This window comes from Rathayibacter sp. VKM Ac-2928 (assembly GCF_022815545.1).
Lineage (GTDB): Bacteria > Actinomycetota > Actinomycetes > Actinomycetales > Microbacteriaceae > Rathayibacter > Rathayibacter festucae.
This window is the reverse complement of sequence record NZ_JALGRU010000001.1, coordinates 1406119-1417980: the sequence shown is the minus strand read 5'-3', so window position 1 is coordinate 1417980 and position 11862 is coordinate 1406119. Positions and strand designations below refer to the sequence as shown.

The window sequence follows — 11862 nt, the reverse complement described above, 5'->3', positions numbered from 1 at the left end:
CAACACCCTCCGCGGTGGAGTGGTCCCCGCACCGCCGATCCGAACGGCGGCCGCAGAAGGGATCGACCATGAGGCAGCACCACCAGCGAACCCGGGCCCGCGCCGGCGTCCTCCTCCTCGTCGCGGCACTCGGCCTCACCGGCTGCACCGCCGCCGATCAGGTCTCGGGCGGCCTCGCCGGCCTCACCACCGTGTCCGGCGACACCGGACGCTCCGTCGAGGACGGCTACCTCGGCGTCGGCGACTCCGTCTCGATCCACGACGACCACCTGCCGGTCATCGCGAACCTCGACCCCGCGCTGCGGGCGGCCGTCGAGGCGGCGGTCGACGCGATGGCGGCCGACGGCGTCGACACGGTCGTCACGTCCGGCTGGCGGAGCGCCGCGTACCAGCAGGCGCTCCTCGACGACGCCGTGCAGGAGTACGGCAGCCTCGAGGAGGCCCGGAAGTGGGTGAGCACCCCCGAGCTCTCGGCGCACGTGACCGGCGACGCGATCGACATCGGCTACACCGACGCGGACAGCTGGCTCAGCCAGCACGGCGCCGACTACGGCCTCTGCCAGACCTACGGCAACGAGATGTGGCACTTCGAGCTGGCGACCGAGCCCGGCGGCGACTGCCCGCCGCAGAAGGAGAACGCGTCGGAGTGACGCTCGGACGATGGTGGATCTCGATGCGCCCGCTGCGCGGGCTACTCGATCAGCAGGAAGGTCGGCGGCTTCGAAGGACGGCCGAGAGGAGGACCAGGGCGGCGGCGGCCAGCGCCCACGGGCCGGTGAAGACGAGGGCGCGCTCGATGGGACGCCAGAACGGGACGACGAGTCCGCCGAGGAGCAGGCCGGCCGCGCCGCCGACGAGGGCGTTCGCGACGACCTGCGCGGCCAGGCGCCCTCCGCTGCTCATCCAGACGCGCTCGATCAGGCGGTCCAGCAGGTACGTCGCGGCGCCGACCGGCAGACTCGCCACCGCCGCGCAGACGGCGAGCCCGCCGAGGGCGAGGAGGACGAAGCCCGGGTCGGCCGACAGGGGAGTGGCCGCGGTCCCGTTCACGCTGTCGACGAGCGCCCCGATCGCGAGCGGCACGAGCGCCAGCATCGCGCCCAGCACGGCGCGGACGGCGTGCTCGCGCCCGCGGGCTCCGGGACCGCGGCCGGCCGAGCCTCCGGGTCCCGCGCCGCTCACGAGCACCTCCGTGTCGCCGGCACCGAGGAGACCGCCGGGGCGAGGGCGGCGAGGATCTCGCGACCACCGGACAGGCCGGCGTCCAGCACGACCTCGACCACGGGGTCCCGGCCGTAGCTCGTCGCGACGACGACGGCCGCGTCGCTGTCGTCGATCGTCCAGTCGACGTCGCGCTCGGTGATGCACGCGGCGGAGGGGCCGGGGTCCGGGACTCCGCAGCGCAGCAGGACCTGGGCCGGCTCGCCCCAGGCCCCCGTGCCCTGGGCGTCCGTCTCCCGCTCGGCCAGACCGACGACGTCGGAGGGGAGCCGCGTCACGATCGCCGCGCAGCCGACCGCCGCCGCGGTCGGCGCGGCCTGCATCGGAACGGTGCCCGTGCAGCCGGCCGCCGCGAGGGCGAGCAGCACGACCACCGGCAGCGCACGGCGGCATCGGGCGGCGGAGGAGGGCACCCGGCGATCCTGTCAGTCCTCCGCGGTCCGCCGCCGCACGCCGCCGTCGAGCACGCGGTCGAGCCAGTCGCGCAGCAGCTCGCGCTCGGCCGGCCGGAGATCGGCGAGCTGCGGGGCGAGGGCGCGGACGGCGACGACGGCGGCGAGTGGCGCGTCGTCCGCGGCAGGCGGCTGCTCGGTCAGGATCCCGGCGAGCACCGCCTCGAACGCGGCGTCGGCGAGACCCGCGTCGCGCTCGGCCGCGGGGGAGGAGAGCAGGGTCGTCACGACGCCGGTCCCCGCCGTCTGGATCAGCCCGGCGGCGCGCTCCTCGGGGACGCGGAGGCGACCGGCGGCCGCGACCCGGTGGACCCGCGCCGCGAGAACCCGCCTCCCCGACGTCGCCGCCGGTGAGGCCGCCGCGCGGGCCGGGTCGCTGAGCAGGCGGAAGAGTGCGGGATTCGCGAGGCCGAACTCGATGTGCGCCGCCCAGCAGGCGCGGAGATCCTCGATCGGGTCGACGTCGCCGGCCGCGGCCTCCTCGACGACGGCCGACTTCTCGGCGACCCAGCTGCTCAGCACGTGCTCGGCCACCGCCTCGAGCAGGCCGTCCTTGTCGCCGAAGAGGCGGTAGATCGCCGGAGCCTGCAGGCCGGCCGCCTCCGCGACGCCGCGGGTGGTGACGGCCGATGGGCCGGCCTCGCGCAGGAGGCGGGCCGCCGCGTCGACGATGCGGGCTCGGGTGTCCGTGGGGGGCGCGGTCATGGATCGACGATATCGCACTCTTGCTATCGCTGGCATTCCAGGGTTATCGTTCGAGCAGTATCACCGATACCTCGGTGGTCTCCTCTCGAAAGGCCCTCCATGATCATCGTCACCGGCGCCACCGGAGCGCTCAACGGCGCCACCGTCGACCACCTCCTCGACTCCCTGCCCGCCTCCGAGATCGTCGTCGTCGCGCGGGACACCGCGAAGGCCGCGCGCTTCGCCGACCGGGGTGTCGCGCTGCGGCGCGGTGACTACGCGGACTCCGCGTCCCTGCCCGGTGCGTTCGCGGGCGCCGACCAGCTGCTGCTCGTCTCCTCGAACGACCCGGGAGCCGATGCGCCGGCCCTGCACCGCGCCGCGGTCGAGGCCGCCGTCGAGGCCGGGGTCGGCCGCATCCTCTACACCAGCCACCAGGGCGCCTCGCCGGACACCCCCTTCGGGCCGGGCCGCGATCACGCCGCGACCGAGCAGCTGCTGGCGGAGTCGGGAGTCGCCTGGACCTCGCTGCGGAACGGCTTCTACGCCCACAGCCTCGCGTTCTTCCTCGGCGACTGGCGCTCGACCGGCGTCATCGAGGTGCCGTCCGACGGCCCCGTCTCGTGGACGGCGCGGGAGGACGCCGCGGAGACCGCCGCTCTCCTCCTGCTCACGGACGAGGCGCACGACGGACCGGTCACCCTCACCGCCCTCGAGGCGCCGACTTTCGCGGAGGTCGCGGAGCTCGTCGCGGACGTCGCGGGGCGGCCGATCGAGTTCCGGATCCTCGGCGACGACGAGTGGCTCGCGCGCCGGGTCGCCGCCGGGCAGCCGGAGCCGCAGGCGCGGTTCCTGCTCGGCATGCATCAGGCGGCCGCGGCCGGCTTCTTCGCGGGGACGGACCCGACGCTCGCGAGCCTGCTGGGGCGCGAGCCGCGCACGGTCCGGGAGCTGCTGGCCGCGGGCGACGGGCGCTGACCGGCCCGCGGACGTCCGGCTCGTCGGAACCGCCTCGGCTCGTGGAACCCGCGTGCTCCGACGAGCCGGAGCACGTTCTGCGAGCCCGAGCTCGGCGGTCAGCGCTCCTCGGCGCGCGGTATCCGCGTCGGCACAGGGCGGGCACGAGGCCGGCGCCTCCCGGGCCGTGCACCGCTCGTTCTCCCGCCGTTGGCCGGGCGGCGCTAGCGTGCCGCCCATGGCGGAGCGAGAGGCGGTGCGCACGTCCGCGGCGAACGCGCGGAGCGGACAGGGATCGCCCCGCGGGGTGCTGCTCGCCGCCGCGCTCCTGCTCGGGGCGGCGCTGCTGCAGCTGCAGGCCTCGCTGCAGCGCTGGGTCATCGCGAGCGAGGGCTGGACGGCGACGGACCGGTCGGTCGAGGACCATCTCTTCGACTACATGATCCCCGCCGATCCGTGGGAGCCCCTCGGCGCGGCGGCACAGGTGCACGGCGCGGGCCTGCTGCTGGTCGCCATAGCCCTGCCGGTGTCGGCGCGGGCGATCGGCGGGGGCGCGCTCCTCCGCCTGACGGCGCTCGTGGTCGCCGGCGTCCTCGGGCTGAACGGGCTGCACGGAGTGCTGTCGGGGCTGACCGGCGCCCCCACGCCGCTCCAGCTCCCCTTCCTGCAGATGATGCTGGGCCTGGTGCCCGTCGTCGGCCTCGGTGCCCTCGCGGCGAAGGCGTACCGGAGGTCGGTGTCGGCGGCGCTGGCGTACGCCGGCCTGCTCGGCAGCACCCTCCCGGGACTGCTGATCGCGACCTTCGTCGTCGCGCCCGCGATCACCGGCTACCAGTCCTACGACACGACCCCGTGGACGGAGACCGTCGTCGCCGCGACCGTCGCCGCGGCGGGCTGTGCGATGCTCAGCGCCGCCGCCGTTCTGGCGCTGCGCGGTCGCTCGCGGCGGGGAGGCGCCTGACTCCGAGTCACCGTCCGTCCGGAACGGCGAGGCGTCCCGGTGCGGTCGAGGCGTCCACTCGGAGCAGGACGCCTCGACGGCGGCGGGACGTCTCGCCGGCAGAGCGCCGGCCGCGTCAGCGGGGCGGCCGGTGCTCGCGCGGGCTGGCGCCGTGGTGGCGGCGGTAGGCGGCGGCGAAGGCGGCGGGCGTCGCGTAGCCGCAGGCCGCGGCGATCGCCGCCACGGGTGCGTCGGAGCGGCGCAGCAGGTCTCGGCCGTGCTCCATCCGCAGGGCGGTGAGGTACCGCATCGGCGTCGAACCGGTCGAGGCGGAGAAGCGGCGCAGGAAGTGGAAGGGGCTGAGGTGCACCAGCGCGGCGAGCTCGTCGAGGGTCACCGGGTCGGCGAGCCGGGCCGCGAGGTGGTCGGTCATCAGGGCGAGCTGCGTGCGGGAGAGCCCGGCGGTGCCCGGTGTGGGCTCCGGCAGGGAGAGCAGGTGCGCGACCAGCGCCGTGCCCACCGCGTCGGCGAGCAGGGACGGCGCTCCGGCCCACGCGGCGCGGGCGAGCTCGAGCATCGCGGAGCGGACGAAGTCGTCGCCGACCGCGAGGAAGTCGAGCCGGTCGGCGGACGCCCCGGGGACGCCCGCCAGTACCCCGGCGACCAGCGGCGCGGCGACGGTGACGTGCAGCGACCGGAACGTCTCGGAGCTCGTGCTGCGCCATGCCGCACGGATCTCGCGCCCCGGCGCGGTCGCGGCCGAGCGTCCCGGCGCCGCGTGCCCGTGCGCCCAGCGGCCGTGCGGGCGGGCGCTCTCGACCAGGTAGGAGCCGGCGGTCACCAGGATCAGCTGCAGCGCGTCGGTCGCCGGCGCGGTCACCTCGTGGTCGTGCGGGTCGACCACCTCGCGCACCGCGACGCCGGTCCAGCCCGGGACCGGGCCGAGCGGACCCTCCGCCGCGTCGCTCACTGCGGCGTGCCGAAGGCCCGCACCGAGACGTCGTCCCACTCGCGCCAGGTGCGCAGGCGCTCGGCGTAGAGCTCCTCGATCGCGGGCAGCACCGTCCCCAGGATGAGCCGCGCCGGCGGCTCCTCCGCGTCGACGAGCTGCAGGATCGCGGCACTCGTCGCCGAGGGGTCACCCACGGAGAAGTCCGGCCCGTCCGCGTGCACCGCCGCGTACTCGGGCAGCTCGGCGCTCCGGCGCGAGCCGCGTGCGAGCCAGTCGGTGGCGTAGGGGCCGGGCTCGACGCAGGTGATCCGGACGCCGAAGCCCGCCACCTCCTGCCGCAGCGACTCGCTCAGCCCCTCGAGCGCCCACTTCGACGCGTGGTACGCGCCGATGCCGGGAAAGGCGCGCACGCCGCCCTCGCTGGTGACCTGCAGCAGCCGGCCCCGGGAGCGGCGCAGCGCCGGGAGCGCGGCCTGGGTCACCCAGAGCGCGCCGCAGAAGTTGGTCTCCAGCTGCTCGCGGATCTCGCGCTCGGTCAGCTCCTCGACCATGCCGAAGTGGCCGTACCCGGCGTTGTTACCCACGATGTCGATCCCGCCGAAGTGCCGCTCCGCGCGGTCGACCGCGTCGAGCACCCCGTCGCGGTCGGTCACGTCCAGCGCGAGCGGGAGCAGGCGGTCGGGGAAGCTCTCGGCGAGGTCGTCGAGGCTGCGGGGGTCGCGGGCCGTGGCCGCGACGCGGTCGCCGCGCTCGAGCGCCGCCTCGGCCCAGAGCCGGCCGAAGCCGCTGGACGTGCCGGTCAGGAACCAGGTTCTCGGAGTCGTCATGCCGCCACTCTCCCCGGCTCGCGCTCCTTCCGGTAGCGAATGATCGGCACCGCGGGCATTCCTCGATGGACTGCCGCCCGCATACTGGAGCGGTGACCCTCGACGTGCCCCCGCAGCTGCTCCGCGCGCTGGTCGCCGTGCTGCGCACCGGCTCCTTCACCGGCGCCTCCGAGCAGACCGGCTTCACCCAGTCCGCCGTCTCGAAGCAGATCGCCGCGCTCGAGGAGGCGGTCGGCGCGCCGCTCTTCCAGCGCGGGCCGCGCGGCGTCGTGCCCACCCCGGCAGCCCTCGGCCTCGCCCGGCACGCCGCGGCGATCCTGGACCACCTCGACACCGCGGCCCGCGAGATCGCCGACCTCGATCGTCCGATGCTCGGCCGGGTGAGCCTCGGCGCCTTCGCGACCGCCGCGATGCACCTCGCGCCCTAGACGATCGCCCGGGTGACCCGCGCGCACCCGGCGATCGACGTCGTCCTGGTCGAGTCCTCGACACCCGTCCAGCTACGACGGCTGCGCACGGGGCGCCTCGACCTCGCGGTCGTCGCGGTCGGCTCCGAGCCCGACGGCGCCGAGCCCGACGGCTACGGCCTCGAGGGCATCGACACGGAGGTGCTGCCGGCCGCGTCGCTGCACGTCGCCGTCGGCGAGCGGCACCCGTGGGCGCACGCGCGGGAGCTGAGCGTCGACGATCTCGCGGGCGCGGACTGGGTGGTCGGCCGCGGCGCGCGGGGCGAGCCGCAGTTCGGCGCGTGGCCGGCGCTCGCGCTGCCGCGGGTGGTCGCCGAGATCGACAGCTGGAGCAGCCGCCTCGCCTTCGTCGCCGCAGGCCTGGGCGTCACGACCGTTCCCGCGCTCGCGATCGCCGGCCTGCCGCGCGCCGTCGTCGCCGTGCCGGTGGCGGGACCGCGCTGGGCGGGCCGCTCGCTCCGGGTCGCCTGGTCCGGCGAGCTCGACCCCGCCGCCCGCCTCGTCCGCTCGGCCCTGCACGCCGTCGCCGCCGACATCGCGGCCACCCACTCCGCCCCCCGCGAGATGCCACTTGTGAGCGCGACACGCCGGTAGAAGCGTGCACAAGTGGCATCTCGCGGAGGGGGAGAGGGGAGAGGGCGTCAGGGGCGGAGGAGGGTCCAGGCGTACGGGGCGAGGTGCACGGTGTCGACGGGGCGGCCGGTGACGAGGTCGGTGCCGGAGACGGCGACGTCGACGGGGTCCTGGCCGTGGTTTATCACCGTGAGGACGTCGCCGCGGCGGGCCGCCTCGACCCAGGGGCTCCCGGTGCGCAGCACGGGGGAGACGCCGGACTGCTCGGCCAGCCAGGCGGTCAGCGCGAGCATGCCCGCGTCGTCCGGGATCGTCGCGAGGTAGTGCGCTGTGCCCGTGCCGGTGCGCCGCGCGGTCAGCGCCGGGGTGCCCGCCGCGGGACCGGAGGAGTAGCGGCCGAGGATCTCGACCGGCCGCTCGTCGGACGGGTCGACGAGCACGCCGAGCTCCTCCGCCAGCAGCTCGCCGCGCAGGACGCCGAAGGGAGCACCGGCGACCTCCGCGCCGGCCGCCCCGATCCCCGCGAACTCGAGCACCGTCACACCGAGCACCTCGCGCAGTCCGACCTGGAAGCCGCCCTCGCGGAAGGCGTCGTCCTCGTCGACCACGTCGCTGAACGCGGTGACCAGCAGCCGGCCGCCCCGCTCGACGAACGCCGTCAGGTTCTCCGCCGCCGCGTCGGTGAGCAGGTAGGAGTGGGCGAGCAGCACGAGGTCGTACGTGGCCAGGTCCGCCGTCGGCAGCACCAGGTCGACCGCGAGGTTCTGCCGGTGCAGCGCGGAGTACCAGCGCTGCACGAGCTCCAGGAAGTCGAGCACGACCGGGTGGTCGGGGTTGCCGATCGCCCACCAGTTCTCCCAGTCGAGGACGAGCGCGATGCGGGCGCCGGAGCCGGTGGGCCCGCCCGCTGATACACCGGCCGATCCGCCGGTGGAGGACTCCACCGACAGCTCCGGCAGCTCGCCGAGCACCCGGCCGAGCTCGACGACCTCGCGCCAGGTGCGGGTCCCGACGCCCGCCTGCGGCAGCATCGCAGAGTGGAACTTCTCGCTGCCCCGCCGCGACTGCCGCCACTGGAAGAACAGCACGCCGTCCGCGCCGCGCCCGACGGCCTGCATCGACAGCGCGGCCATCTGCCCGGGCGCCTTGACAGCGTTCGAGGGCCGCCAGCTGACGGCGCCGGTGGCCTGCTCCATCAGCAGCCACGGCACGCCCGGCTTGAGCGAGCGCATCAGGTCGCGAGTGAAGGCGGCGGTGCGGAACGACTCCGGGTCGGCGGGATCGAAATAGTTGTCGTCGCTGACGACGTCGACCTCGGCCGCCCACTTCCAGTAGTCGAGCGGCGGAAAGGCGCCCATGAAGTTGGTCGTGATCGGCTGCGTCGCACCCGAGGCCCGGAGGATGTCGCGCTCCATCGTGTAGAGCTCGAGCAGAGCGTCCGAGGTGAAGCGGCGGAAGTCGAGCAGCCCGGCCGGGTTGTGGCTGTAGGGCGCCTTCCGCGGCGGCACGATCTCGGCGAAGGACGCGTAGCGCTGCGACCAGAAGAAGGTGCCCCAGCGCCGGTTCAGCTCGTCGATCGAGCCGTACTTCCGCTCCAGCCAGACCCGGAACGCGGCGGCCGCGTCGTCGGAGTAGTCGTGGTGCAGGTGGCAGGCGTACTCGTTGTTGACGTGCCAGAGCACGATCGCGGGGTGGTCGTGGTACCGCTCGGCGATCGCCGTGACCAGCCGGGCCGCGAGCCGGCGGTAGTCCGGGGAGGTGGGGCGGTAGGCCTGGCGGCTGCCCGGCCAGTAGGTCGCGCCGTTCTCGTCCTGCGGCAGGATGCCCGGGTAGCTGCTCGTGGCCCACGGCGGCGGCGAGGCCGTGGCCGTCGCCAGGTCGACGGCGATGCCGTGCTCGTGCAGCAGGTCGAGGATCCGGTCGAGCCAGCCGAAGTCGAAGGTGTCCTCATCGGGCTGGATCCGCGCCCAGGCGAAGATGCCGAGGCTGACGGTCGTGACGCCGGCCTCGCGCATCCGCCGCGCGTCCTCCGGCCAGACGCTCTCGTCCCACTGCTCCGGGTTGTAGTCGCCGCCGTAGTGGATCATCCGTGCCGTGGGCCTTCCGTGGTCGTCGTGGTCGTCGAGTGGTGCGTCGAGTGGTGGTCGTCGAGTCGTGGTGGTGATCGTCGCGGAGACGATCGTCGTGGTGTCGTGCTCAGCGCGCCGCGGGCGCCGTCCGCGACAGCCGCACCGCGAGCGCGGCGAACACCGTGCAGCCGAGCGCCGGCACTACCAAGGGTGCCAGCTGCCACGTGACCACGGCGGCGAGCACCAGCGCCACCAGCAGCGCCCCGGAGCCGCGCAGATCGCGGACCGCCAGCGTCGCGGCCTGGCGCAGCAGCGGAACCCAGCGCGACTCGGGCACCCAGAGCGCGGACGCCGTCAGCACGACGACGAGCGCGGCCGCGAGGAGTGCCGCGCAGACCACCGCGACCGCAGTCGCTCCGGGCAGGGCGCCCGACGACGCGACCAGCAGGTCGAGGCCGAGCACCGCCGTCAGGGCCAGCAGCGCGAGACCGACGGGCAGCGAGCGGAGGACCCCGGTGCGCGCCTCCGCCAGCGTCGTGCGCAGCGAGGACGGCTCGTCGAGGACGAAGCGGCGCAGGTGTCGCGCCCCGACCGCGAGGGCGAGCGGCAGCGTCACGAGCGGCAGCGCGAGGATCGTGACGAGGAGCCCCGTGAAGAGGACCTCGGCGAACAGCGCGAACCGGTTCGCCGCCCCCGGCCAGCGCAGGGCCGTGCCGTCGGCGGCGGCCGCGCGGGCCTCGCGCTGCGCCCGTGACGCGCGGCTCATCCCTTGAGACCCTGGGTGGCGACGCCGTCGACCAGGAAGCGCTGGAAGACGATGAAGAAGATCAGCACCGGCAGCAGCGCGAGCACGGAGACCGCGATCGTCGCGCCGTAGTCCGACGCCGAGGTCTGGTCGTTGTAGACGCGGAGCGCGAGCGGCAGCGGCTGCTGGTCGGGCGTGTTCAGGTAGAGCAGCGGGCCGAGGAAGTCGTTCCAGCTCCAGATGAAGGCGAAGATCGACGAGGTGATCAGCGCGGGGCGGATCAGCGGGATCGTGATCGAGCCGAAGATGCGCAGGTGGCCGGCGCCGTCGATCCGTGCCGCCTCGTCGAGCTCGCGGGGCAGGTTGCGGATGAACTGCACCATCAGGAAGACGAAGAACGCCTCCGTGGCGAGGAACTTGCCGATGAGCAGCGGCCAGTAGGTGTCCATCATCCCGAGGGTGCGGAAGATCGTGTACTGCGGGATGAGCAGGACGTGCATCGGCAGCAGGAGCGTGCCGATCATCAGCGCGAAGTAGAGCGGGCGGCCGCGGAAGTCGAGCCGGGCGAAGGCGTAGGCCGCCATCGAGGAGGAGATCACCACTCCGATGACCGAGCCGACCGCGAGGATCGTCGAGTTGAGGAAGAACCGCCAGAGCGGGACTCCGCCGACGCCGGCGAGCACCTTCACGAAGTTGTCGAGCGTCGGGTTCTGCGGCAGCAGCGAGGTCTGCCCGCCGAACTCGCTGTTCGGCTTGAACGCCGCGGCGCCCATCCAGACCAGCGGGTAGAGCACGATCGCGGTGAGCACGATCATCGCCGCGATCCAGACCAGCGTCCCCGTCTTCGGGCGCTTGCGGCGCGGGCGCCGGCGGGGCGACGGCTCGGTGAGCACCTGCGTGTCGGCCGAGGGGAGCGTGGTGTCGAAGGTCGTCATCGTGTGTCTCCCGAGTAGTGCACCCAGCTCTTCTGGGTCTTGAAGAGGACGAAGGCGAGGACGCCGACGAAGAGGAGGAGGACCCAGGCCATCGCCGAGGCGTAGCCCATCTGGTTGTTCGTGAAGGCGCGGGTGTAGAGGTACACCGTGTAGAAGTTCGTGGCGCCGGCCGGTCCGCCGGTGCCGTTGCCGATGATGTACGCCGAGGCGAAGACCTGGAAGGCGTTGATCATCTCGAGCAGCAGGTTGAAGAAGATCACCGGCGAGAGCATCGGCAGCGTGACGCTGCGGAACTTCCGCCACGGGCCCGCTCCGTCGACCATCGCGGCCTCGTAGAGCTCGGCCGGGACCTGCTTGAGGCCGGCCAGGAAGATCACCATCGGGGCGCCGAACTGCCAGACGGCCAGGATGATCATCATCGGCAGGATCAGGGCGGGCACGCCGACCCAGCCGCCGATCTGGATGCCGAAGATCTGCAGCCCCGAGTCGACCGGTCCGTCGGTGGAGAACATCGCCCGCCAGACGATCGCGATGCTGACGCTCGCGCCGATCAGCGACGGTGCGTAGAAGGCGGAGCGGAAGAAGCCGGTGCCCTTCGCGCTGTAGTTGAGGAGCATCGCCACGACGAGGGCGGCGGCCAGCTTCACCGGCGTGCCGATGAAGACGTAGGCGAGGGTGAGCTGCACCGACTGGAGGAACTTCGGGTCGCCGAACAGGCGCTCGAAGTTCCCGGTGCCGATCCACTCCGGTGCCCGGAAGAGGTTGTAGTCGGTGAAGGAGAAGTAGAGGGACATCAGCATCGGGCCGAGCGTGAGCCCGACGAAGCCGATCAGCCACGGCGAGAGGAACACGTAGCCGGCCAGGGTGTCCCGCTTGGGGCGTCGCCGCGCCTGAGGGCCGACCGGACGAGGAGTGCTCGTCCGGTCGGCGATCGGCGCGACGCGACCGTCCGCGGCGGTGCCGCTGGGGGTCGACGTCGTCGTCATGTGATGCCTTTCCTGGCCTGGATGAAGGGGATCAGTGCGGATCAGTGGGGAGCG

General features: G+C 73.9%; 14 protein-coding genes. 5 read left to right on the top strand and 9 right to left on the bottom strand.

Annotated features, from left to right (window positions below; genetic code table 11):
• Positions 1-68 precede the first annotated feature (68 nt).
• A complete protein-coding gene (locus MT350_RS06525) occupies positions 69-650 on the top strand; it encodes a M15 family metallopeptidase (protein ID WP_243600247.1) in 582 nt (193 codons plus the stop codon).
• Between the two features lie 49 nt (positions 651-699).
• On the opposite strand, the gene MT350_RS06520 is transcribed toward MT350_RS06525, so the two are convergent.
• From MT350_RS06520 to MT350_RS06510, 3 genes are read right to left on the bottom strand one after another with little or no spacing between them, the layout of a single operon-like run.
• Positions 700-1182 carry a hypothetical protein gene (locus tag MT350_RS06520; protein ID WP_243615576.1) on the bottom strand — a complete coding sequence of 161 codons (483 nt, stop codon included), beginning with the start codon at positions 1180-1182 and terminating at the stop codon, positions 700-702.
• Positions 1179-1634 carry a DUF3515 family protein gene (locus MT350_RS06515; protein WP_243615575.1) on the bottom strand — a complete coding sequence of 152 codons (456 nt, stop codon included), beginning with the start codon at positions 1632-1634 and terminating at the stop codon, positions 1179-1181. Before MT350_RS06515 ends, MT350_RS06520 begins: the two co-directional genes overlap by 4 nt.
• Positions 1635-1646: 12 nt before the next feature.
• Positions 1647-2378, bottom strand: a complete 732-nt coding sequence (locus MT350_RS06510; protein ID WP_243615574.1) for a TetR/AcrR family transcriptional regulator — start codon at positions 2376-2378, stop codon at positions 1647-1649.
• A gap of 99 nt (positions 2379-2477) precedes the next feature.
• On the opposite strand from MT350_RS06510, the gene MT350_RS06505 reads away from it, so the two are divergent.
• Both MT350_RS06505 and MT350_RS06500 read left to right on the top strand, forming a co-directional pair.
• Positions 2478-3335, top strand: coding sequence for an NAD(P)H-binding protein (locus MT350_RS06505; RefSeq protein WP_243615573.1), 858 nt, complete (start codon positions 2478-2480; stop codon positions 3333-3335).
• 217 nt (positions 3336-3552) lie between these two features.
• Positions 3553-4275, top strand: a complete 723-nt coding sequence (locus tag MT350_RS06500) for a hypothetical protein (protein WP_243615572.1) — start codon at positions 3553-3555, stop codon at positions 4273-4275.
• A 115-nt stretch (positions 4276-4390) separates the two neighbouring features.
• Here the strand turns inward: MT350_RS06500 and MT350_RS20410 are convergent, their stop codons facing one another.
• Both MT350_RS20410 and MT350_RS06490 read right to left on the bottom strand, forming a co-directional pair.
• A complete protein-coding gene (locus MT350_RS20410; RefSeq protein WP_243600241.1) occupies positions 4391-5224 on the bottom strand; it encodes a helix-turn-helix domain-containing protein in 834 nt (277 codons plus the stop codon).
• On the bottom strand, positions 5221-6033 hold the full coding sequence (locus MT350_RS06490) for an SDR family NAD(P)-dependent oxidoreductase (protein WP_243600240.1): 813 nt from the start codon (positions 6031-6033) through the stop codon (positions 5221-5223). The genes MT350_RS20410 and MT350_RS06490 overlap by 4 nt, the downstream gene beginning before the upstream one ends.
• Before the next feature lie 92 nt (positions 6034-6125).
• Here MT350_RS06490 and MT350_RS06485 point away from each other — a divergent pair, with 92 nt between their 5' ends.
• Both MT350_RS06485 and MT350_RS06480 read left to right on the top strand, forming a co-directional pair.
• Positions 6126-6461: a LysR family transcriptional regulator gene (locus MT350_RS06485; RefSeq protein ID WP_243615571.1), complete on the top strand. Its 336-nt coding sequence runs from the start codon at positions 6126-6128 to the stop codon at positions 6459-6461.
• Positions 6462-6473: 12 nt separating this feature from the next.
• Positions 6474-7094: a LysR family transcriptional regulator substrate-binding protein gene (locus MT350_RS06480; protein ID WP_243615570.1), complete on the top strand. Its 621-nt coding sequence runs from the start codon at positions 6474-6476 to the stop codon at positions 7092-7094.
• A 47-nt stretch (positions 7095-7141) separates the two neighbouring features.
• On the opposite strand, the gene MT350_RS06475 is transcribed toward MT350_RS06480, so the two are convergent.
• From MT350_RS06475 to MT350_RS06460, 4 genes are all read right to left on the bottom strand, one after another.
• A complete protein-coding gene (locus MT350_RS06475) occupies positions 7142-9160 on the bottom strand; it encodes a beta-galactosidase (protein ID WP_243615569.1) in 2019 nt (672 codons plus the stop codon).
• A 109-nt stretch (positions 9161-9269) separates the two neighbouring features.
• Positions 9270-9908 carry a hypothetical protein gene (locus tag MT350_RS06470; protein WP_243615568.1) on the bottom strand — a complete coding sequence of 213 codons (639 nt, stop codon included), beginning with the start codon at positions 9906-9908 and terminating at the stop codon, positions 9270-9272.
• Positions 9905-10822 carry a carbohydrate ABC transporter permease gene (locus MT350_RS06465; protein ID WP_243600236.1) on the bottom strand — a complete coding sequence of 306 codons (918 nt, stop codon included), beginning with the start codon at positions 10820-10822 and terminating at the stop codon, positions 9905-9907. Before MT350_RS06465 ends, MT350_RS06470 begins: the two co-directional genes overlap by 4 nt.
• Complete coding sequence (locus tag MT350_RS06460; protein WP_123703775.1) at positions 10819-11808, bottom strand: carbohydrate ABC transporter permease; 990 nt, start codon at positions 11806-11808, stop codon at positions 10819-10821. Before MT350_RS06460 ends, MT350_RS06465 begins: the two co-directional genes overlap by 4 nt.
• Positions 11809-11862: the final 54 nt, after the last annotated feature.